Origin of the sequence: Streptomyces sp. NPDC050145 (assembly GCF_044460245.1) — a bacterium.
Taxonomy (GTDB): Bacteria; Actinomycetota; Actinomycetes; order Streptomycetales; family Streptomycetaceae; genus Streptomyces.
In genome coordinates this window covers 1-21315 of sequence record NZ_JBITJS010000010.1, presented here as the reverse complement: position 1 = coordinate 21315, position 21315 = coordinate 1, and the positions used below count along the sequence as shown (strand labels likewise).

The 21315-nt window shown below is 71.9% G+C and carries 23 protein-coding genes; 12 read left to right on the top strand and 11 right to left on the bottom strand.

The genetic code is table 11. The annotated features are described in order from the left end of the window. The first annotated feature begins 447 nt into the window (after positions 1–447). The 3 genes from ACIBTU_RS20745 to ACIBTU_RS20735 all read left to right on the top strand — a co-directional run bounded on the left by ACIBTU_RS20745 (position 448) and on the right by ACIBTU_RS20735 (position 4683). Entirely contained in the window at positions 448–1539 is a 1092-nt protein-coding gene (locus ACIBTU_RS20745) for a hypothetical protein (RefSeq protein ID WP_399127752.1), read from the top strand. A gap of 181 nt (positions 1540–1720) precedes the next feature. Continuing rightward, the gene (locus ACIBTU_RS20740) at positions 1721–3307 is read left to right on the top strand and encodes a M48 family metalloprotease (protein WP_399127751.1); all 1587 of its coding nucleotides are present in this window, start codon (positions 1721–1723) and stop codon (positions 3305–3307) included. A gap of 266 nt (positions 3308–3573) precedes the next feature. Continuing rightward, the gene (locus tag ACIBTU_RS20735; protein WP_399127750.1) at positions 3574–4683 is read left to right on the top strand and encodes a hypothetical protein; all 1110 of its coding nucleotides are present in this window, start codon (positions 3574–3576) and stop codon (positions 4681–4683) included. A 7-nt stretch (positions 4684–4690) separates the two neighbouring features. Here ACIBTU_RS20735 and ACIBTU_RS20730 read toward each other — a convergent pair whose 3' ends face one another. Continuing rightward, positions 4691–5035, bottom strand: coding sequence for a DUF1330 domain-containing protein (locus tag ACIBTU_RS20730; RefSeq protein ID WP_399127749.1), 345 nt, complete (start codon positions 5033–5035; stop codon positions 4691–4693). Positions 5036–5161: 126 nt separating this feature from the next. After that, positions 5162–6205, bottom strand: coding sequence for an NAD(P)-dependent alcohol dehydrogenase (locus tag ACIBTU_RS20725; protein WP_399127748.1), 1044 nt, complete (start codon positions 6203–6205; stop codon positions 5162–5164). A 118-nt stretch (positions 6206–6323) separates the two neighbouring features. Here ACIBTU_RS20725 and ACIBTU_RS20720 point away from each other — a divergent pair, with 118 nt between their 5' ends. The 3 genes from ACIBTU_RS20720 (at position 6324) to ACIBTU_RS20710 (ending at position 8386) form a co-directional block, all read left to right on the top strand. Continuing rightward, positions 6324–7271 carry a helix-turn-helix domain-containing protein gene (locus tag ACIBTU_RS20720; RefSeq protein WP_399127747.1) on the top strand — a complete coding sequence of 316 codons (948 nt, stop codon included), beginning with the start codon at positions 6324–6326 and terminating at the stop codon, positions 7269–7271. A gap of 62 nt (positions 7272–7333) precedes the next feature. After that, complete coding sequence (locus ACIBTU_RS20715; RefSeq protein ID WP_399127746.1) at positions 7334–7993, top strand: TetR/AcrR family transcriptional regulator; 660 nt, start codon at positions 7334–7336, stop codon at positions 7991–7993. A gap of 18 nt (positions 7994–8011) precedes the next feature. Continuing rightward, the gene (locus tag ACIBTU_RS20710; RefSeq protein WP_399127745.1) at positions 8012–8386 is read left to right on the top strand and encodes a VOC family protein; all 375 of its coding nucleotides are present in this window, start codon (positions 8012–8014) and stop codon (positions 8384–8386) included. A 62-nt stretch (positions 8387–8448) separates the two neighbouring features. Here the strand turns inward: ACIBTU_RS20710 and ACIBTU_RS20705 are convergent, their stop codons facing one another. The 4 genes from ACIBTU_RS20705 to ACIBTU_RS20690 form a co-directional block, all read right to left on the bottom strand. After that, the gene (locus ACIBTU_RS20705) at positions 8449–9132 is read right to left on the bottom strand and encodes an ABC transporter ATP-binding protein (protein ID WP_399127744.1); all 684 of its coding nucleotides are present in this window, start codon (positions 9130–9132) and stop codon (positions 8449–8451) included. Positions 9133–9187: 55 nt separating this feature from the next. Then, complete coding sequence (locus ACIBTU_RS20700) at positions 9188–10672, bottom strand: ABC transporter permease (RefSeq protein ID WP_399127743.1); 1485 nt, start codon at positions 10670–10672, stop codon at positions 9188–9190. A gap of 256 nt (positions 10673–10928) precedes the next feature. Then, a complete protein-coding gene (locus tag ACIBTU_RS20695; RefSeq protein ID WP_399127742.1) occupies positions 10929–12185 on the bottom strand; it encodes an Ig-like domain-containing protein in 1257 nt (418 codons plus the stop codon). A gap of 317 nt (positions 12186–12502) precedes the next feature. Continuing rightward, a complete protein-coding gene (locus ACIBTU_RS20690; RefSeq protein WP_399127741.1) occupies positions 12503–12841 on the bottom strand; it encodes a hypothetical protein in 339 nt (112 codons plus the stop codon). 109 nt (positions 12842–12950) lie between these two features. On the opposite strand from ACIBTU_RS20690, the gene ACIBTU_RS20685 reads away from it, so the two are divergent. After that, the gene (locus ACIBTU_RS20685) at positions 12951–13244 is read left to right on the top strand and encodes a hypothetical protein (RefSeq protein ID WP_399127740.1); all 294 of its coding nucleotides are present in this window, start codon (positions 12951–12953) and stop codon (positions 13242–13244) included. A gap of 19 nt (positions 13245–13263) precedes the next feature. On the opposite strand, the gene ACIBTU_RS20680 is transcribed toward ACIBTU_RS20685, so the two are convergent. The 4 genes from ACIBTU_RS20680 to ACIBTU_RS20665 form a co-directional block, all read right to left on the bottom strand. Next, positions 13264–14418 carry a diguanylate cyclase domain-containing protein gene (locus ACIBTU_RS20680; protein WP_399127739.1) on the bottom strand — a complete coding sequence of 385 codons (1155 nt, stop codon included), beginning with the start codon at positions 14416–14418 and terminating at the stop codon, positions 13264–13266. A gap of 99 nt (positions 14419–14517) precedes the next feature. Next, positions 14518–15339: an enoyl-CoA hydratase/isomerase family protein gene (locus ACIBTU_RS20675; RefSeq protein ID WP_399127738.1), complete on the bottom strand. Its 822-nt coding sequence runs from the start codon at positions 15337–15339 to the stop codon at positions 14518–14520. 40 nt (positions 15340–15379) lie between these two features. Further along, the gene (locus ACIBTU_RS20670) at positions 15380–16501 is read right to left on the bottom strand and encodes an adenylate/guanylate cyclase domain-containing protein (protein ID WP_399127737.1); all 1122 of its coding nucleotides are present in this window, start codon (positions 16499–16501) and stop codon (positions 15380–15382) included. Positions 16502–16716: 215 nt separating this feature from the next. Further along, positions 16717–17589: a biotin--[acetyl-CoA-carboxylase] ligase gene (locus tag ACIBTU_RS20665; RefSeq protein WP_399127736.1), complete on the bottom strand. Its 873-nt coding sequence runs from the start codon at positions 17587–17589 to the stop codon at positions 16717–16719. A gap of 121 nt (positions 17590–17710) precedes the next feature. On the opposite strand from ACIBTU_RS20665, the gene ACIBTU_RS20660 reads away from it, so the two are divergent. The 4 genes from ACIBTU_RS20660 (at position 17711) to ACIBTU_RS20645 (ending at position 20400) form a co-directional block, all read left to right on the top strand. Continuing rightward, on the top strand, positions 17711–19285 hold the full coding sequence (locus ACIBTU_RS20660) for an acyl-CoA carboxylase subunit beta (protein ID WP_399127735.1): 1575 nt from the start codon (positions 17711–17713) through the stop codon (positions 19283–19285). A 25-nt stretch (positions 19286–19310) separates the two neighbouring features. Further along, positions 19311–19517: an acyl-CoA carboxylase epsilon subunit gene (locus ACIBTU_RS20655; RefSeq protein ID WP_399127733.1), complete on the top strand. Its 207-nt coding sequence runs from the start codon at positions 19311–19313 to the stop codon at positions 19515–19517. A gap of 96 nt (positions 19518–19613) precedes the next feature. Further along, the gene (gene mmpB, locus ACIBTU_RS20650; RefSeq protein ID WP_399127732.1) at positions 19614–19742 is read left to right on the top strand and encodes a morphogenic membrane protein MmpB; all 129 of its coding nucleotides are present in this window, start codon (positions 19614–19616) and stop codon (positions 19740–19742) included. A 43-nt stretch (positions 19743–19785) separates the two neighbouring features. Further along, the gene (locus ACIBTU_RS20645) at positions 19786–20400 is read left to right on the top strand and encodes a nucleoside triphosphate pyrophosphatase (RefSeq protein WP_399127731.1); all 615 of its coding nucleotides are present in this window, start codon (positions 19786–19788) and stop codon (positions 20398–20400) included. On the opposite strand, the gene ACIBTU_RS20640 is transcribed toward ACIBTU_RS20645, so the two are convergent. Next, positions 20369–20836 (bottom strand): hypothetical protein, encoded by a 468-nt coding sequence (locus ACIBTU_RS20640; RefSeq protein WP_399128054.1) that lies wholly within the window; start codon positions 20834–20836, stop codon positions 20369–20371. The two genes, ACIBTU_RS20645 and ACIBTU_RS20640, sit on opposite strands and share 32 nt — an antisense overlap. 369 nt (positions 20837–21205) lie before the next feature. Here ACIBTU_RS20640 and ACIBTU_RS20635 point away from each other — a divergent pair. Beyond that, the coding region (locus ACIBTU_RS20635) for a biotin carboxylase N-terminal domain-containing protein (protein ID WP_324787317.1) at positions 21206–21315 on the top strand (110 nt) is incomplete at its 3' end.

Sequence of the window (21315 nt, the reverse complement as noted above, 5' to 3'; positions counted from 1 at the left end):
CCGCGCCGCCTTGAGCAGCACCCCAGCCCCGGGTACGGGGACCGGTGCCCGCCGCCTTGAGCAGCACCGCAGCCCCCGGTACGGAGACGGGTGCCCGCCGCCTTGACAGTCACGCGGCGCCTGCTGCCCGGCCCGCCCCCTTCTCCCACCCTCCCGCCCCCTCCGGGGGCGTCGGCCCGGCACCCCGCCTCGGGCAGTCCGCCGCCGGGACCCCGGCACGGGTGGGCAAGGCGGGGCCCCCGCACCGAGTGCGTGACTCGTCGGGGCTCGGGTACAGGACCGTCGCCGCAGGGGGCGAACGCCGTCGCCGGGTGCCGCCGTCGTGGCCGATCGCGCCCACGCGGCGGAGCCGTACGTCGGCACAGCCCCGCGCACCTGGCACCCACCCTTCGGGGCGCTGATGCTCCGGTCGTCGGGGAGAAGTCAGGGGCGGGTTAGCTTGTAGGTATGGGAATTCTCTGGGTGCTCATGGCCGTGTTGATGATCGCCTGGGTCGTGATGCTGCGGCGGCGGGGCGGGGTGCGGCTGGTGTCGCCGGGGGCGCCGGACGCGGCCGATCCGGCGGACTACGGCTTCGTGCGGCAGGAAGAGCTGGACGTACGGCTGCCGGGGCCCGACCAGGACCTGCTGGACGTGATGAGCGTCGTCCAGCGCAACCAGGACTTCACCGCGGCCGCGCAGCTCCTCGCCGGTACGGGCAAGGAGACCGAGACCCGCTGGGAGCGGGTGCAGGCGATCGCGGGCGCGGCGGCGCTGGAGGCGCAGCAGACGCCGCGGCTCGGCGCGGGCTGGCTGCAGGCGTGGCGGGCGCAGAAGCCGAAGGACGCGGGCGGCGCGCAGGTGTTCGCGGAGTTCCTGGTGCAGCAGGCGTGGCGCGGCGGCGGTACGCCGGACGAGCAGCGGATCGTGCTGGAGGAGGCGCGGGCCGCGTGCGAGCAGGCCGCGCTCCTGGCCCCCGGCGACCCGGTCCCGCACATCACGCATCTCGCGGTGGCCCGCGGCCTCGGCTACTCCCAGCAGGAGTTCGAGCAGCTGTGGCTGAAGATCCTGGACACGGCGCCGGGTCACATGGGCGCGCACCTGGCGGGCCTGCGGTACTGGACGGAGAAGTGGCACGGCTCGCGCGAGGAGGCGTTCGCGTTCGCGGAGGCCGCCGCGGCGCGTGCCCCGCGCGGTTCGCTGCTCGCGGCGCTGCCGCTGTTCGCGCTGTACGAGCACCTGCCCGAGATCACGATGGTGCGGAACTTCTACGAGAGCGAGGTCGTGACGAAGGCGCTGCACGGCGCCATGTTCGCGGTCTCGCAGGCCCGCGCGGACGACCCGATGCTCGCGCACGTACGGCATCTGCTGGTGTTCTTCCTGGTCCGCATGGAGCACTGGGGCGAGGCGATGGAGCAGCTGCTGCGGGTCGACGGGCACGTGGGCGCGATCCCGTGGACGACGGAGCCCGATCCGGCGGCCTCGTACGCGGTGTACCGGGCGCTGGCGGTGGCCGGATACGAGGCGAACGGCGGCAGCCCGGCGACCCTCCCGCACTGACCGGCACCGATTGTTCATCCCTTTCATGCAGCCCGCGGCGCAATCCTGTTGATCAGGGTGCCGCGGGCTGTGTCATACTCCCGTTCCCCCCACACACGCACCATCCGCATCACCAGTCCCACCTGGTGTTTTCTCGTCTTCCCGTGGGGGGAACCGCCCGATGGGCTCAACTCTGCGTGCCGTGCGCGCTCTTGTCCTGCTGCTCGGCTTCTATCTCGTCGGCCTCGTGCTGCTCGGCGCGCTCGGCGCCCTGGACTGGTGGATCATCGGCGGCGGCCACGGCGGCGCCGCGCTGAAGATCGTCGTGGTGAGCGTGATCGTGGCGATCCCGATCGTGCAGGGCATGTTCGCGGTGCGCAGCCCGCGCTTCGAACCGCCCGCCGACGGACTGCGCGTCGGCGAGCACCAGGAGCCGCGCCTGTGGGCGACGGTGCGGCGGCTCGCCGAGGAGACCGGCACCCGCGCCCCCGGCGAGATCTACCTCGTGCCGCACGTGAACGCGGCCGTGTACGAGGAGTCCCGGCTGCTCGGCCTGCGCTCGGGCCGCCGCGTCCTGCTGATCGGCGCCCCGCTCCTCACCGGCCTCGACGAGGCCCAGCTCATCGGCGTACTGGCCCACGAGTTCGGCCACTACTCCAACTCCGACACCCGGCTCGGCGCGATCAGCCGGCGCGGTTTCGAGCAGATCTCCCGGACCGTCGGCACGCTCCTCGAGCGCTCCGCCGCCAAGCAGGCCGGTGAGCGCGAGAAGGCCGAGGCCAAGGAGGCCAAGCGGGTCGCGAAGGGCAAGAAGGCGCGGGAGGTCAGCGCGGGTTCGGCGGGCATCACCTTCCGTCTCGCCGCGCGGCCCTTCATCTGGTACGGGCAGTTCTACGTGCGGGTGATGCGCGGGTCGATGCGGCGTCAGGAGTACGCCGCCGACCTGGCCGCCGCCCGGATCGCGGGCCGGGACGCGACGGCGTCGGCGCTGCGCGAGATCCCGGTCCTGGACTCGGCGTTCGGCTTCTACATGAACTCCTACGCGACGCTCGGCGCGGAGGCGGGGCTGCTGCCGCCGCACGGCGAGGTCTACGGCGGCCTGAGCCGTCTGCTCGACGCCCGCTCCCCCGAACTCGACGAACTGCGCGGCGAGTTGCCGGACGAGGAGCCGTCCCCGTACGACACGCACCCGCCGATCGCGGACCGCGTGGCCCGCATCGAGGCCCTGCCCGACGACGGGCGCCGCGCGCACACGGCGGGTCCGGCGCTGGGCCTGCTGGCCGATCCGGCGGCCGCGTTCGCCGCGCTGGAGCAGGCGTCGCTGACCCCGCGCGCGCTCGGCCTGCGCCGGGCCGCGGACTGGCCGCAGCTCGTGCACGAGTCGATGACGACGTACACCAGCGCTTCGGCGGAGCCGCTGCGGCAGGCGGTGCGCGAGGCGACCGGCGGCGACGGCTCCCTGGAATCGGTGCTCGCGGCGATCGAGGCGGGCGCGCTGTGGCAGCTCGCGGAGCACCTGCCCAAGTCGCAGGAGGCGGCGTCGGCGACGGGCCGCGCGGCCCGCGAGTTCGCCCGCCCCCGCCTGCACGCGATGCTCCGCGACCTCCTGGTCACGGAGCTGATCGCCTCCGGCGCGGCCCGGTTCGAACTGTCCTGGACCGGTCCGGCGACGCTTCACCTCCCGGAGGGGCAGGGGGCTCGGCTGCAGCCCGCGCTGGAGGCGGCGGTGGCGGACGTCCCGAACACGTCGGGTGTACGGGACCTCTTGGCCGCGCAGGCGGCCGTGTAGCGGGTGCGGGTCCGGTGGGGGCTGGTCGCGCCCACGCGGCGGAGCCGCATATCGACACAGCCCCGCGCCCCTGAAATGCAGACGCTTCGCGTCGCATTTCCCCGAGGCGTGAGCGCCCGATGAGATCGCGCACGAAGTGCGCATCTCAGGGGCGCGGGGCTCTGTCTGCGAACGGCTCCGCCGCGGGGCGCGACCAGCCCCCACCAGCCCCGCGCCAACGAACGAACCGCACCACCCCACCCCCCATCTCGAGAAAGCCCTGGAACGTGGACCGTCTCTTCCTGATCGTCGGCGCCATAGGCGCCGTCGTCTTCGTCATCCGCTGGATCGCGATCCAGCGCAACCACGACCGCGGCGTCGGCCGCATCCCCGACGCCGAGATCACGGCCGCGGCCACCGCCCTGGGCCTGATCCCGGTCACGGAGATCGACGCCAAGTCGGCCATGGCCCCGGACCCGACCGCCGAGGCCGTCAAGGCGGCGATCAAGGACGGGAGTTGGGAGGAGGGCGCCCGATTCCTGGCCGACGCGGGACGCGACTGGCAGGAGCGGGACCGGCGGTCCTCGCTGCTGGCCGACGAGGCCGTGAAGGACGACGGGTGGCTGCTGGCGTGGCGGACGGCCCGGCCGGGCGACGCCGACGCCGCGCTCGTGCACGCGCGGTCGCTGGTCTATCTGGCCTGGGAGATCCGGGGCAGCGCCATGGCCCGGAACACGACGCGGGAGCAGTTCGCGGGCTTCCACCGGGTGCTGGACCAGGCCCGGGAGGCGTTCGCCGCGGCGCAGGCCGAGGCGGGCGACGACCCGTGCCCGTACCTCGCGGAACTGCCGCTGGCGATGGGCCTCGGCTACACGAACGAGCGGTTCTCGGCGCTGTGGGCCGAGGTCGAGAAGCGGGACCCGCACCACCTCGCGGCGCACCGCTCGGCGCTCCAGTACTGGTGCGCCAAGTGGCAGGGCTCGCACGAGCTCGCCGAGGAGTTCGGCCGGGCCGCGGCGGCCAAGGGCGAGCCCGGGCAACTGCTGTCGGCGGTCTTGCTGGACGCGTACTTCGAGTACGAGATCGCGCACGACGACCTCGCCCCGGGGACGTACTACAGCCGGCCCGAGATCGTCGCGGCGACCGACGCCGCGCTCGCCGACATCGCGGCCGCCCACGCGGCGGACCCGCACGACCGCCGCATCCCGCCGGTCCGGCACCTCGTCGGCAGCTTCCTGTACTGGCAGAACCGGTACGCGGAGGCGCTGGAGCAGTTCCGGGCCGCCGACGGCTACGCGGGCACGCCGCCCTGGTCGTACTACACGGACCCGGCCGGCGAGTACGTCAAGGTCCGCGACTACTGCGCGGCCCAGGTGCGGCGCGCCGCCCGCGGCTGAGCCCCGCTCAGGCCGCCGCCTCCCGCATCGCCCCCGCGGTGCGCACCGCGTCGTAGTCCGCCGGGACGCCCTCGATGATGACGAGCTCGCCGGGGATGTGGGCGGTGCGCAGCGGGAGGATCTCCTGGTAGGCGGGGGACGCGTACCAGGCGTGGGCGCGCTCCAGGTCCGGGAACTCGACGATGACGACGTCCCCGAGCCGCTCCCCCTCCTTCCACTGCCCGGTCCTGCCGTGCGAGAGGAACCGGCCGCCGTAGGGCTCGAAGGTGGACTGGACGCGCTCGATGTACTCCAGGACCTCGGGGTGCACGGGGGGCGTGGGGCGCAGTACGGCGATGGCGTAGGCGGTCATGGGTGAGCCCTCCTCGGGTCCGGCGGATCGTGTCTCGGTGGGTACGGGAACGATCCTGCCGGGGCCCGGGGAGGGCGTCGATTACCTCAGAGGTCGTACAGCGGCCTCAGAAGTCGTACAGCCGCGTCAGATGGTCGCCGTGTCGATCACGAAGCGGTACCGCACGTCCGAGTTCAGGACCCGCTCGTACGCCTCGTTGACCTGGCTCGCCTCGATGAGCTCGATCTCGGCTCCCAGGCCGTGCTCGGCGCAGAAGTCGAGCATCTCCTGGGTCTCGGCGATGCCGCCGATCATCGAACCGGCGAGGATCTTGTCGCCGCCGATGAGGGAGAGGAGGTTGAGCGCGATCGGCTCCTCGGGGGCGCCGACGTTGACGAGCGCGCCGCCCGTACGCAGCAGGCTCAGGTACGCGCCGAAGTCCAGCGGGGCCGAGACCGTGGAGAGGATGACGTCGAAGGTGCCGGCGAGGTCCTTGAAGGTCTGCGCGTCACTCGTGGCGTAGTAGTGGTCGGCGCCGAGCTTCAGCCCGTCGTCCTTCTTGCGCAGCGACTGCGACAGGACGGTGACCTCCGCGCCGAGCGCGTGGGCGATCTTGACGGCCATGTGGCCGAGGCCGCCGAGGCCGATCACGGCGACCTTCTTGCCGGGGGCGGCGCCCCAGCGCTTGAGCGGGGCGTACGTGGTGATGCCGGCGCAGAGCAGCGGCGCGGCCACGTCGAGGGAGAGCCCGTCGGGGATCTTGACGGTGAAGGCCTGGTCGACGACGACCTTCTGCGAGTAGCCGCCGTAGGTGGGCTCGCCGTCCTTGCCGATGGCGTTGTACGTGCCGACGTTCCCGCGGACACAGTGCTGCTCCTGCCCGGCCAGGCAGTTCTCGCACTCGCGGCAGGAGTCGACCATGCAGCCGACGCCGACCCGGTCGCCGACCTTGAACTTCGTGACGCCGGGTCCGACCTGCTCGACGACACCCGCGATCTCGTGTCCGGGCACCATCGGGAAGATGGCCTCGCCCCAGCCCTCGCGGGCCTGGTGGATGTCGGAGTGGCAGATTCCGGCGAACTTGATGTCGATCAGGACGTCGAACTCGCCGACCGCGCGCCGCTCGATGGTGGTGCGCTCCAGGGGAGCCTTGGCGCTGGGCGCCGCGTATGCGGCAACAGTCGTGGTCATGCTGTCCAGCGTGCCGGTTCGCGGGACATTCGCCCAGGTCACCGCTTTGCGTACGACCAGTGGTCCTACTACTGGCGGGGACAGGCTGGTGGTCGTAGGACCGGGAATACTGGACGATATGGACGACACCCCCCGGCCCGCCCACGAGCCCACGCCCGAGCCCGGAGCCGAGCCCGGAGCCCGCCGCGACGGTCTGGACCGCAGGGCCGAGCTGAGCGAGTTCCTGCGCAGCCGGCGGGCCCGGCTGCAGCCCGAGGACGTGGGGCTCGCCTCGCACGGGCGGCACCGCCGGGTGCCGGGGCTGCGCCGCGAGGAGCTGGCGCAGCTGGCCGGGGTCTCGGTGGCGTACTACACGCGCCTGGAGCAGGGCAACGGGCGGAACGTGTCGGCGGAGGTGCTCGACGCGATCGCGCGCGCCCTGCGCCTGTCGGACGCCGAGCACGCGCACCTGATGGACCTGGCGCAGGCGAAGCAGCAGCGCCGCCGGTACCGGGCGCCGCGCCGGCAGCAGATCCGTCCGGCGCTGCGGCACATGCTGGACGCGATGGAGGGCGTGCCCGCGTACGTCGGCGGCGCCCGCTCCGAGATCCTCGCCTGGAACCGGACGGCGGCGGCCCTGTTCGGCGACTGGGGCGCGCTGCCTCCGGCGGAGCGGAACTGGGCGCGGCTCACCTTCCTCGCGCCCGACTACCGCGAGCTGTTCGTGGACTGGGACTCCAAGGCCTCCGACATGGTCAGCTATCTGCGCCTGTACGCGGGCCGCCACCCGGAGGACCCGGAGCTGTCGGCGCTGGTCGGCGAACTCTCCGTCAAGAGCGAGGAGTTCCGCCGCCTGTGGGCGACGCACGACGTGAAGGAGAAGGGCCACGGCGTGAAGCGCATGCACCACCCCCTGGTCGGCGACCTGTCCCTCTCCTACGAGACCCTGAACCTCCCCGACGACGAGGGCCAGTTCCTCTCGGTCTACTACGCCGAACCGGGCTCCCCGTCGGCAGAGGCCCTGCGCCTCCTGACCAGCTGGGGCACGGACCCGGCGTCCCCGTCCCCGGAGACGCGGCGGGCTTGAGGGAGCGTGTCCCCCAGCGTTCCCTCTTGACTGAGTGAGTACTCACTCCGTAGCTTCGTGGCATGCCCGCACCCGCCAGGAAGCGCGCTCCCGGCATGAGCCCGGACGAGCGCCGCAGCATGATCGTCGCGGCCGCGCTGCCGCTCGTCGCCGAGCAGGGCGCCGCCGTCACCACCGCACAGATCGCGCGCGCCTCGGGGATCGGCGAGGCCACGGTCTTCCGCGTGTTCCAGGACAAGGACGAGGTCCTCGACGCGGTCGTCGCCGAGGCCGCCGGGCCCGAGCACGTGCGCCGGGAGCTGGCCTCGATCGCCCTGGAGCAGCCCCTCGCCGACCGGCTCACCGAGGCCGCCGAGGCGCTGCGCGCCCACCTGGAGCGGATGGGCGCGGTCGTCGGCGCGCTTCACGCCTCGGGCCGGCGGCGCGGCAGGCCCGAGGGCGAGCGGCCCACCGAGGACGGCCGCCAGGCCTCCCTGCGGATCGTCCGCGAGGCCCTGACCGAGCTGATCGAGCCCGACCGGCAGCGGCTCCGGCTGCCTCCGGAGAAGCTGGCCGCGCTCTTCCTCGGCATGCTCTTCACCCGCCCGGGCACCACCGACTCCGACGCCGATCCGACGGCCGCCGAACTCGTCGACGTCCTGCTGCACGGATCGCTCGCCCCCGTCGAGCACGGATCACTCGCGCACACCGAGCACGGATCACCCACCCGCACGGAACACTGACCGCACCGGGAGCCCTTCATGGCCGTGAGCCTCAACCACACCATCGTCCCGGCCGTCGACCGCACCGAGGCGGCCCGCTTCTTCGCAGCGGTGATGGGCCTGGAGGCCCTGCCCCCGGCCGGCCACGACGGCCACTTCGCCCCGGTGCGGGTCAACGACTCCCTCACCCTCGACTTCATGACGGTCGAGCACCCCGAGGGCCACCACCTCGCCTTCGACGTGGACCCCGCCACCTTCGACGCGATCCTGGCCCGCGTCCGGGACCTCGGTGTCCCCTACGGCAACTCCCCGCGCGACCCGGCCAACGGCCGCACCGACCACCCGCTGTGCCCGCGCGGCCTGTTCTTCACCGACGCAGCGCGCAACCTCTACGAGGTCATGTCGCCCGCGTAGGCCAGGGTTCTGGCGCCCCCCCACCGGCCGAGCGGCACACTCGCCGCTCCGCGTACGACCTTTCACGAGGTCGCGTTCTCCGTGACCGTGATCCGTCCCCTGCGGATCGTCGCCAGGCGCGGGGCCTTCTTCGCGAGGGTCGTGTCGTGGGTGACCATGATGAACGTGAGGCCGTGCTCCTTCCAGCGGTCCTCCAGTACGTCCATGATCTCGTCGCGCATCGACTCGTCGAGGTTGCCGGTGGGCTCGTCGGCGAGGAGGACCTTGGGGTTCTTCACGAGGGCGCGGGCGATGGCGACGCGCTGCTGCTGGCCGCCGGACATCTCGGAGGGCAGGTGGCCGAGGCGTTCGCCCAGGCCCACCGAGTGCAGGGCCTCGGCGGCGCGTTCGCGGCGGTCGGCGGCGCGCAGGCCGAGCGGGACGAGGGCGGTCTCGACATTCTCGTGCGCGGTGAGCGTCGGGATGAGGTTGAAGGACTGGAAGACGAAGCCGATGGACTCGGCGCGGACCCGGGTGAGCCGGGCCTCGGGCAGCTTCGCCAGGTCGGTGCCGTCGAGTTCGACGCTGCCCGCGGTGGGCCGGTCGAGGCCGCCGAGCATCTGGAGCAGCGTCGACTTGCCGCCGCCGGTGGGGCCCTGGATGACGAGCCGGTCGCCGTCGCCGATGGTCAGGTCGACGCCGGCCAGCGCCTCCACGGTGTCCTTGCCGCGCCGGTACTGCTTGGTCACGCCTCTGAGCTGATACATGGGGGAACTCCCGTGATACGTACGAGGATCGGGGCTGCGGGGGAAGGGGCGGTGCTCACTCGACGCGGCGCAGCGCGTCCGCCGGGCGCAGCCGCGCGGCCCGCCAGCCGCCGAACGCTCCGGCGACGAGGCCGCCCGCGACGGCGAGGCCGACCGCGAGGGCGATCGTGGTCGCGGAGACGGGGGCACTGAGCGCGATGTCGAGGCTCTTGCCGGCGCCGGACTGGCGCATCGTTCCGCCGCCCCCGCCGAAGCCGCCGGGGCCGCCCGGGCCGCCCGTGGATCCGGCGCCGCCCGCGCCGAGTTCGGCCGTGAGCGTGGGGCTGATCGCGGTGACGGCGTAGGCGCCGGCGAGGCCGACCGCGATGCCGAGGGCGCCGCCGATGAGCCCGTTGACGACGGCCTCGCCGACGACCTGGCGGGTGACCCGGCCGGACTTCCAGCCGAGCGCCTTGAGCGTGCCGAACTCGCGCACCCGCCGGGACACGGCCGAGGAGGTCAGCAGGCCGGCGACGAGGAACGCGGCGACGAGCACGGCGATCGACAGCCAGCGGCCGACGTTCGAGGCGAGGTCCGAGGCCGTGGACAGGGAGCCGGAGACGGTGGAGGCGAGGTCGGCGGAGGTCGTCACGGTCGTACCCGGCACGTTCTTGCGCACGGCCGCCTTCACGGCGTCGATCCGCTGGGAGTCGGTGGCCCGGACGTAGACCGTCGTGACCTTGTTCTTCGCGTCGGCGAGTGTCTGCGCCTGCTTCAGCGGCAGGTAGAGGTCGGCGGCGGCGTCCCCGCTGTCCGGGGTCGCGATGCCGATGACCTTGTACTTCACGCCCTTGACGGTGACGGTGTCGGCCGGGGCGAGCTTCTTCTGCTTGGCGTAGGACGCGTCGGCGACGACGACCTTCGCGTTCGTCTCGGAGGACGCGAAGGTCCGCCCCTTCGTGATCTTCGAGGAGGTCAGCGGGCCGAGCTCGCCCTTCGTGACGTCAGTTCCGTACACGGAGTACGAGTTGACGGAGAAGTCGGCGCCGCCGCCCTCGACGCTGCCCTGCGGCTGTCCGCCGCCCTTTCCCGCGGGCCCGCCGCCGCTCTCCCCCTGCTGGAACCTGCCGCGCGTGAACTGCCCGTCGACCTTCAGCACTTGGAGACTGAGCCCGCCCACGGTGTCGGCGACGCCCGGCTGCCCGGCGACCTTCGCGACGGTCGACGCGGCGAGCGTCTGGAAGCCCTGCACCATGACGCGGTCGCTGCTCTGCTCCTCGCCGTCGCCGTCGCCGTCCGTGCCGCCCTCGCCCTTGGCGTCGAAGCGGAAGCGCGGGCGGGCGCTGCCCCCGTCGGAGGGCGCGGCGGCGGCCTTGGTGACGGTCATGTCGGTGCCGAGCCCGTACAGCGACTGCAGGACCTTGTCCTGGGCTCGGTTCATGCCCGAGGACACGGAGTTGACGACGATGACGAGGGCGATGCCCAGCGCGAGCCCGGAGGCGACGACGAGCGCCGCCTTTCTGCGGCGGCGCAACTCGCGCCGGAGATACGTGAAGAACATCGAAGCCTCGCCGGATGACGGCCCACGGGACGGGGGCACGGACAGGAACGGCGAAACGCTAAGGACGGGCCGTAAGCGTGGGCTGAGGCCGGCATGAGAGCGGGATGAGAGCCCTGATTCAGGGCTTACGCACAGGTTTCCGGCCGCACCCGCGATCCCGGCCGGCAACAGAGTTCCGGCAAGCACAGAGCCCCGGCACGCGGTGCGTACCGGGGCTCTGCGACTGCTGCTGCGGCTGTGCGGGGAGCGAGCGGGATCAGGCGGCGGAGCCGGCCTTCCACTCGGCCCAGCTCAGGTTCCACCCGTTCAGGCCGTTGTCCGGCTGGACGGTCTTGTCGCCGGTGTTCTGCACGATGACGACGTCGCCGACCATCGAGTTGTCGTAGAACCAGGCGCCGGGGGTGCTGGAGTCGCCCGCACCCTTGGCGTCGGCGAGACCGACACAGCCGTGGCTGGTGTTCACCGAGCCGAAGATGGACTTCGCGCCCCAGTAGTTGCCGTGGATGAAGGTGCCGGAGTTCGACAGACGCATGGCGTGCGGCACGTCCTTGATGTCGTACTCGCCCTTGCCGTCGTCGTCCGTGAAGCCGACCGTCGCGCCGTTCATCCGGGTCTCCTTGAACTTCTCGGAGATCACCATCTGGCCTTCGTACGTCTTGTTGTCGGGCGAACCGGCGGAGATCGGGATGGTCTTGACGACCTTGCCGTCACGGGTGACGGTCATCTGCTTGGTCTTGGCGTCGACCGTGGAGACCTGGTTGCGCCCGACCTTGAAGGTGACGGTCTTCTGCTGCACACCGGTCACGCCGTCCGCGCCCTCGACGCCGTCGAGGTCCAGCTTCAGGGTGACGGTGGAGCCGCCCTTCCAGTAGTCCTCGGGGCGGAAGTCCAGGCGGTTGCCGTTGAACCAGTGGCCGACGACCTCCTGGCCGCTGCTGGAGGAGACCGTGATGTGGGACTGCACATCGGCCTTGTTCGTGATCGCCTTGTCGAAGTTGATCGAGACCGGCATGCCGACGCCGACGGTCGAACCGTCCTCCGGCGTGAAGTTGCCGATGAAGCTGTTGGCCGGGGAGACGGTCGTGAACGACGCGTTCTCGTGCGCGACCCGCTTGCCCGAGTCCTGGGCCTCGGCGGCGATCTTGTACGTGGTCGACCGCTCGAGCTGGTTGGTGGGCTTCCAGCTCTTCTTGTCGGCCGATATCTGACCGGCGACCGCGGTGCCGTCGGCGGTCGTCATGGTGACGTCGGTGAGCGTGCCCTTGCTCACGGTGACCTTCGCGGCGTTGTTGATGCTCGCGTTGTCGGAGCCGTCCTTGGGCGCGATCTTGATCTCGGCCTGGGACGTCTTCTTCGCCGCCGCCTCGTCGGCCTGCGCGGCCTGCGATTCCTTCGTGCCGCTCGCCGAGCCGCCCGAATCGGCGTCGCTTCCGCTGCACGCGGAGAGCACCAGCACGCCGCCGAGCACAGCGGACGCGGCCATCAGACCCTTGCGCCGCTTACCGTCCGTCATCACACGCTTCTCCATAGTCGCCGAATTACCCGACTTCCCGACGTCCCGGCCAGTCTCAGCCGTCCCGAGTGCGGTCACGGAGAACACAGGTGTTCCCCATACCCGTACACAACGCGGTGACCGGTTCGTCCCGTTCCCGAAAACGCTCGGATGTGGGCGAGGACACGTCCGTAAAGACGTGACCGGCAGCGCACCGACGGTGACGACACCCCCGCTGAACCCCCGTGCCCCACGCCCCCACTCGCGCGATTCTCCCCTACGGGACGACGCGGCCCCGGGCAGCGGTGCGCCGCCCGGGGCTGTCGATCCGGGGGCCGCTACACGTGATCCGTGTCGTCCTGCCGCTCATCATCCTCGTCCAGGTCCCAATCCGGCGAATCGGGGTCGTAATCCACCTGTTCGCTGGACCAGGAGGCCTGGACGAGCTCCGTGCCGGGCACCTCCCCGACCAGGTCGAACGGGTCCACGAGGTAGGCGATGGCCTCCGCCTCGTCCTCCTGGACGGCGCTCTCGGCGTGCGAACGCTCCTCCGGCGGCATCGCGTCGTCGTCGGAGATCCGCTGGAGCGCGGCGCCGGTGAGCGCCTCCGCGTCACCGATCTCCAGGACCAATTCCACCTTCAGGCGAACAAAACGTGACGTCTCATCAGTGTTCATGACCCGGAGCGTACGGCCCACCCCACCCGTGACTTTCCTGTGACCCGCACCTTTCACTAACATCGGCGGACACGGCCAATTCGCCAGCGCCACAAGGGGGATCGCTTCCGTGTCCGCCGCACGCCGATCACTGCTCACCGCCACAGCCGCAGGGACCCTGCTCGGGGCCCTGTGGTTCGTCCCCAATGCCACGGCGACCCCCGGGGAGTCCGAGACCGTCCACACCGACGCGCGCACCGCCTCCGCGGTGACCGACGCGCGCACCGACCGCGAACTGCGGCTCGCCGACACCGGCACCATCGACACCACCCCGTACGTCATGGGCGGCGCCGTCTGCCTGTGCCTGGGCGTCGGCTTCGTGACGTACTCGGTGCGCAGACAGCGCGCGACCGAGGCCTACTGACCGAGTCGGCCAACTGCCGCTACGGCTCCGGCTCCAGGCCTCTGATGCGGCGCCGCTCCCCCTCGCCCGCGACCGGCGGCGGCGCGTCCGCCAGCCGGACGACCGGGTCGTCCAGACCGCCGTCCCGCCCGGCGACGACGGGCTTCGCCGAGCGCAGCGCCTTCGCCCGGTACTGGGCGGCGTCCGCGAGCCGGAACAGCCGGCGGGCACTGGAGACCTCGCCGATGGGGTCTCCGGTCGAGGCGATCCCGCAGGCCACCCCGTCTCCGAGGTCGAGTTCCGCGGCGCGGGCGCAGACCTCGCCGCCGACCCGCACCACCTCGTCCGCGGCGGGCCCCACCGCGAGCAGGCAGAACTCGTCGCCGCCGAGCCGCGCCGCGAGCGTCCCCGGAAGCATCGCGCCGCACAACGACAGGACGGACCCGAAGCGTTCGAGGAGCCGGTCGCCGACGGCGTGCCCGAGGGTGTCGTTGACCCGCTTGAGCCCGTTCAGGTCGCACACGACGAGACTGACGACCGCCCCGTCCGCGCGGTGCCGCTCGACGGCCTCGTCGAGGCGGATGTCGACGGCCCGCCGGTTGGCGAGGCCCGTCAGGGCGTCGGTGAACGCGAGGCGCCGCGCCTCCTCCAGGCGTTCGGTCTGCGCGATGCCCGCCGCCACGACGGCGGCGAGCACGGTCGCGAACTCGGCGTCGCCCCGGTCGAACACGGGCATCCCCTGCGGCCGCGCCACGTACAGCTCGCCCCAGGCGCGCCCGTGCAGCACGATCGGCGCGACGACACAGCAGCCGCGCCCGCGCCGGCGCAGCGCGGCCACCCGCTGATGGCAGTAGCCGCCGCGCTCGACGGGCCCGGCGGCCGTCTCCACCCAGGCGTTCGCCGCGCCGCCCCCGGCCCACCGCTCGTGCAGGAACTCGGTGATCTCCGGGAACTGGTGCACCGGATAGGTCTCCCGCTCGGGGAACTCCTCCTCGTCGGGCGCGAGGTCCCCGACGTTGACGAGCACCCGGAGCCGGCCGTGCCCGCGCTCCCACACGGAGAGCGCGGCGAAACTGCCGGTCAGCGCACGGCAGGCCCCCAGCGCCGCGGCCCGCCAGGAGTCCCGCGGAGCCTTTGCGGCGGCCATGCCCTGCGCAAGCGTCACCACGGCGCGCAGCCGGTCGTCCTCTCCCATTCCCCCAGGCTAGGAATGTTTCCGGCATTTCGGTGAATTCAGCGCGTCCGACTCGGTGATCTTGGTCTTCTCCGGGGCCCGGGGCGACTCACTCCCGGCTCACTCCCCCGGCCACTGCGGGCGCCGCTTCTCGTTGAAGGCCGCGACACCCTCCGCGCGGTCGCCGGAGAAGGCCACCGAGCGCCAGGCCGCGTCCTCGACCTCCAGTCCGGCCCGCAGGTCCAGGCCGTGGCCGAGGCGCAGCGCCCTCTTCGCGGCGCGCAGCCCGACCGGCGAGTTCTCGGCGATCCGCCCGGCCAGCGCCAGCGCCTCCGTACGGTCCTGGCCCGCCGCCACGACCTGGTCCACGAGCCCGAGCTCGCCCGCCTCGGCCGCCTCCACGCGCCGCGCCGAGAAGATGAGCTCGGCGGCGCGCGCGGCCCCGATGCGGCGCGGCAGCAGCTGCGTACCGCCGCCGCCGGGGATCACGCCGACCGACACCTCGGGAAGGCCGACGACGGCGGTCGCGTCGGCCACGATCAGATCGCAGGACAGCGCCAGCTCGAAGCCGCCGCCGAGCGCGAAGCCGTGCACGGCCGCGATCGTCGGCATCGGCAGTTCGAGCACGCCCGTGTACGCGGCGCGGGCCACCGGCCGCTGCCGTACGAGGTCCAGGTCCGTGAAGGAGTTGCGCTCCTTGAGGTCCGCGCCGACGCAGAAGGCCCGCTCGTGACTGGACGTCACCACGACCACCCGCACGTCCCGGTCGGCCGCGAGCGCGTCGCACGCGGCGCCGATCGAGCGGGCCATGTCGGTGGAGACCGCGTTCATCGCCTTGGGCCGGTCGAGCACCAGCTCGGCGACGGCCCCGGCGGCCCCGGCACCCTCCTCGCCGTGGCGCCGTACGACCACGAACTCCCCGAACCGCTGCTCTGCACCCATGACTCACCCTTCCGGTTAACGCCAGTTAACCGTCAAGATGTCAGGTGCGCCGGGTCAGCGTCCAGGGCTCCACGACACCGAGCCCGCGGACCGGGCGCTGCCACATGGGCTGCAGCGCGAACCGGTACGAGGGCGGCGCCTCGCCCGCTTCCTCGGCCTTCTGCGCCTGCGCGGCGGCCTCCGCCTCCGAGCTCGGCGTGTCCCCGGCCCGGATCAGCTCCTCGGCGAACGCCCCGTCCACGAGAACGGCGTCCTTCGGCGCTATCGAGGTGAGCCGGCTCGCCAGGTTCACGGTCGTGCCGAACACGTCGCCCATGCGCGTGGTGACGGTGCCGAAGGCCATGCCGACGCGCAGCTCCGGCATCGTCTCGTCGTTGCTCATCGTCTCGATGAGCCGCAGCGCGATCTCCGCGGCCGTGCCCGCGTCGTCGGCCGCGTACAGGACCTCGTCGCCGAGCGTCTTGATGAGCCGTCCGCCGTTCGCGGCGACCAGGTCCGCGGCCGTGGTCTCGAAGGCCTCGACGAGCTCGCCGAGTTCCTCCTCCTCCATGCGCCGGGTGAGCCGGGTGAACCCGACGAGGTCGGCGAAGCAGACGGCGAGCCGCCGGTCCACCATCTCCTCGTCGTCGGCCGCCTGCACGACGCGCCCGGTGGCCGCGGCGAGCTGCCGCCGCCACACGTAGACGAGGAACTCCTCCAGCTCGGGCAGCAGCAGCTCTATCAGCGGATACGTGACCTCGGTGCGGGTCATCCCGGGCTCCGGCGGCTCCGTGAGCCCTTCCAGGAACGAGTCGATCTGCCACTCGGCGAGCCGCGCCGTGGTCTGCCCGGTGGACCGGGCCACCTGCACGGCCATCGCCTCGCTGAGCAGGCCCGCCTCGACGAGACCGGCGAGCCGGCGCAGCGCCAGGACGTCCGCCTCGGTCAGCGCCTTGGCCTGCCCGATGTCGGCGAAGCCCATGGCCCGCCAGAACCTCGACGCGAGCTCCATGGAGACACCGGCGCTGCGGGCCGCCTGGAACGGGGTGTAGCGGCGCTCGGCACCGAGGATCAGTCCTTCGAGGCGCAGCGCGAGGGGATCCGCGGTGTCCTTCTCGTCCCCTTCCGGCTTCTCGGGGTCGGGTGGGGTGCCCGTGCCGGAGCCCGAGTCGTCGACGGTCACGCCTGCTGCCCTTCCGATCTGCCGCGGTCAGGTATCGACCGGCCTCAACGATACGGCAGCCCTTGTGCCCCACGTCACTCCACTCGACGCGGGTCCCGCCTACGGGGGTGCCGAGTGCTCTGGTCGGGCGAGCGCGGGCCCCTGGGGCGCACGAAGTGTGCCTTCAGGGGCGCGGGGAACTGCGCGAGAAGCCCCACCGGCCCGCAGACGAACGACTACGCCGGGCGCAGATGGACGATGTCACCCGCACCCACCGGGACCCGCTCACCATCCTCGCCCCGGACCACCAACCGCCCGTCCCCGTCCACGGCCACCGCCTCGCCCACCAACTCCCGCTCCCCCGGAAGAACGGCCCGCACCCGCCGCCCCACGGTCGAGCACCCCGCCGCGTACGTCTCCTGCAAGCGCGACAACACCGGGTCACCCTGCGCCGCGCACCACTCCACGTACCACCGCTCGAACGACCTGAGCACGGCCCGCAGCAACGGCTCCCGGTCCACCACCGCCGCCCCGGCCAGCGCCAGCGACCCCGCCTGCGGCACGGGCAGCTCCTCCGCGCGGAGCGACACGTTGAGCCCGACCCCGATGACGATCCCGCCCTCGCCGGAGGCCTCCGCCAGGATCCCGCCCGTCTTGCGCTCCTCGCCGTCGACGGTGACGAGCACGTCGTTGGGCCACTTCAGGGCCGTGTCGACTCCGGCGGCCGCGGACAGCGCCGTGGCGACCGCGACCCCGGTGAGCAGCGGCAGCCAGCCCCAGCGCGACACCGGCACCTCGTGCTCGGCGGGCTTCACCAGGACGGAGAAGAAGAGCCCCGAGCGCGGCGGCGCCGACCAGCGCCGGTCGAGCCGCCCGCGTCCCGCGCTCTGCTCCTCGGCGACGAGCACGGCGCCTTCCTGCGCGGTCCCGGCGACGGCGCGTGCCACCAGATCGGTGTTGGTGGACCCGGTGCTCGCCACGATGTCGAGGGACGACCAGAGGCCGTCCTGCCGAAGCAGCGAGCGGCGCAGCCCGCTCTCGGAGAGGGGCGGCCGGTCCAGGTCGGACCAGGGGCTGGCGGGCACGTCTGAACGATCTCGCGGCGTCATGCAACCCAGCCTAGGTGTGGCATACGACGCACTGCCGAACCGTAGGCGCGCCACTACTCTACGAGTCAGTAGCCCCGTCCCCCCGTGAGCAGCGTCGAACCAGGCAGGGAGCCGCGCCCCGATGAACGAGATCGACATCCACACCACCGCCGGGAAGCTCGATGATCTGCGGCGGCGGATCGACGAGGCGACGCATGCGGGTTCGGCGCGTGCGGTGGAGAAGCAGCACGCGAAGGGGAAGCTGACGGCGCGTGAGCGGATCGGGTTGCTGTTGGACGAGGACTCGTTCGTGGAGCTGGACGAGTTCGCGCGGCATCGTTCGACGGACTTCGGTCTGGAGGCGAACAAGCCGTACGGCGATGGTGTGGTGACCGGTTACGGGACGGTGGACGGCCGGCCGGTGGCGGTGTTCTCGCAGGACTTCACGGTGTTCGGCGGCGCGCTGGGCGAGGTGTTCGGGCAGAAGATCATGAAGGTGATGGACTTCGCGCTGAAGACGGGCTGTCCGGTCGTGGGGATCAACGACTCGGGTGGTGCCCGTATCCAGGAGGGCGTGATGGCCCTCGGGATGTACGGGGAGATCTTCCGCCGCAACACTCACGCCTCGGGTGTGATCCCGCAGATCAGCCTGGTGGTGGGCCCGTGCGCGGGCGGCGCCGTCTACTCCCCGGCCATCACGGACTTCACGGTGATGGTGGATCAGACCTCGCACATGTTCATCACCGGCCCGGACGTCATCAAGACCGTCACCGGTGAGGACGTGGGGTTCGAGGAGCTGGGTGGTGCGCGGACGCACAACAGCCGTTCCGGGGTCGCGCATCACATGGCGGGGGACGAGAAGGACGCGATCGAGTACGTGAAGTCGCTCCTGTCGTATCTGCCGTCGAACAATCTGAGCGAGCCGCCCGCCTTCCCGGAGGAAGCCGACCTTCAGGTGTCGGAGGAGGACCGTGAGCTGGATGTGCTGATTCCGGACAGTGCGAATCAGCCGTACGACATGCACACGGTGATCGAGCATGTGGTGGACGACGCGGAGTTCTTCGAGACGCAGGCGTTGTTCGCGCCGAACATCCTGACGGGCTTCGGGCGGGTCGAGGGCCGTCCGGTGGGGATCGTGGCGAACCAGCCGATGCAGTTCGCGGGCTGTCTGGACATCGACGCGTCGGAGAAGGCGGCGCGGTTCGTGCGGACCTGCGACGCGTTCAATGTGCCGGTGCTGACGTTCGTGGATGTGCCGGGGTTCCTGCCGGGGGTGGAGCAGGAGCACACGGGGATCATCCGGCGGGGGGCGAAGCTGATCTACGCGTACGCGGAGGCGACGGTGCCGTTGATCACGGTGATCACGCGGAAGGCGTTCGGTGGCGCGTACGACGTGATGGGGTCCAAGCATCTGGGTGCGGATCTGAATCTGGCGTGGCCGACGGCGCAGATCGCGGTGATGGGTGCGCAGGGCGCGGTGAACATCCTGCACCGTAAGACGCTGGCCGCGGCGGACGATGTGGAGGCGACGCGGGCGCAGTTGATGGCGGAGTACGAGGACACGCTGCTGAACCCGTACACGGCCGCCGAGCGGGGCTACGTGGACGCGGTGATCATGCCGTCGGACACGCGGGCGCATGTGGTGAAGGGGCTGCGGCAGCTGCGGACCAAGCGGGAGTCCCTGCCGCCGAAGAAGCACGGCAACATCCCCCTCTAGGCAATCTGTAGCTAGGAGCCGCAGCATGGTGATCAAGGTCGTACGGGGCAACCCGACCCCCGAAGAACTCGCCGCCGCCCTCGCCGTCGTCCGCGCCCGCGCCGCCGCGGTCTCCGATGCGCCCGCCGCCGCGGTGGAGCCGGACGCCTGGGCCCACCCGGGGCGGATCGCCCGGCGTCGCCTCCCGGCCCCGGGCGCGACGAGCTGGTCGCGCACGTACTGGCCCGGCTAGGCCGCCCGGACCCCGGGGGAATTAGTCCTTCCGTACGGGGGCGGCTGAGTACGCGTACTCAGGCGCCCCGCAAGCGCGGCCCGCAGTATCGGTTGCGTGCTGTGGTCAGACCCTGAGGACGAACCCATCGAGGAACTGCGCGAGACGCAGGAGATGCTGCGCCGTGCGGGCCTCGTGCTCGCGCTTGCCATGATCGTGGCGATGGTCGTGCTCGGCCTGCTGTGAGCGCGGGCGCGGTCCGGCGGCGTACGGCACTAACCTGACCGGCATGACCGCTCAGCGCCGCCTCATCCTGGCCTCACAGTCCCCCGCCCGTCTGGGCCTGCTGCGTCAATCCGGCTTCGCGCCCGAGGTGATCGTCAGCGGGGTCGACGAGGACGCCGTGACCGCCCCGACCCCGGCCGAACTGGCCCTCGCCCTCGCCGAGGCCAAGGCCTCCGTGGTCGCCGCGAAGCCCGAGGCGCACGGCGCCGTCGTGATCGGCTGCGACTCCGTGCTCGACCTGGACGGCGAGGCGCTCGGCAAGCCCGCCGACGCCGAGGAGGCCACGGCCCGCTGGAAGGCGATGCGCGGCCGCGCCGGCACCCTGCAGACGGGCCACTGCGTGTACGACACGGTCTCCGGCCGGTACGCCTCCGGCACCGCGTCCACGGTCGTGCGCTTCGGCGAGCCGAGCGACGCGGAGATCGCCGCCTACGTGGCCACGGGCGAGCCGCTGCACGTGGCGGGCGCCTTCACCCTGGACGGGTTCTCGGCGCCGTTCATCGACGGCATCGACGGCGACCACGGCAACGTCATCGGGCTCTCGCTGCCGCTGCTGCGCCGGCTGCTCGCCCGACTGGGCGTCGGCATCACGGAGTTGTGGGCTCCGGAGACGAACTAGCCGGAGGGGCGGCCGGGCCGTCCGCCGCGCCGTTCTCGACACCGTTCTCGACACCGTTCTCGTGACGGTCGTACGCGACCAGGGTCAGCACGATCAGGGCGAGCACGACCATCATGAAGACGAAGGCGAGCCAGCCCACCAGGCCGATCGAGAACGCGCCGAGCAGCCCGTGCACGACGGCCGCGCTGATCAGCAGGATCCGCCCGAAGCCGCCCGGCCCCCGGTCCCGGACGGCGGCCCGTACGAGGACGAGCGCGCACAGCACCAGGTAGAGACCGAACAGACCACCCGCGACCCACGCGCCGATCGACATGGCGCGCGGGTCGAGCCCCGCGAGCGACATGTCCTGCCGATCGACCACCAGGCCCAGGAACCAGTTCAGGAAAACGATCCCGAGTGCCTCCGCGATCAGAACGATCGAGGCCACCCACGCCACCGGCCTGCGCGCCACCGGTCCCACCCACTTCCACCGACTGTTACCCCGAGTATGTTCACTGCCTCGCGAACGCTACTAACGGGTAAACCTCGGGACAAGGGTTCTGTCCGAGGCAAAGAATCGTTGGGCCATTCGTAGGGACTCCACAAAGAAAGCTGACGGGCCGGGGAGCCGTCTCACAGAGACCTTGACCACACGCCAGGGCTAGGGTTGTCCCCAGGGATCCCGCACACCCAGGCACGACAAGGGATTTCGGGGACCGAGCGCGCCTCGAGTAACGCTCCGTGTGGGCAAGGTCACCATTGGGGACGGGTCGAAGTGCCGTGTCGGCAGTCCCTAAACTCGGCTTGTTTCAAGGAGGGAGCCATCGTGCGCAAGGTGCTCATCGCCAACCGTGGCGAAATTGCTGTCCGCGTTGCCCGGGCGTGCCGGGACGCCGGGATCGCGAGCGTTGCTGTCTACGCCGATCCGGACCGGGA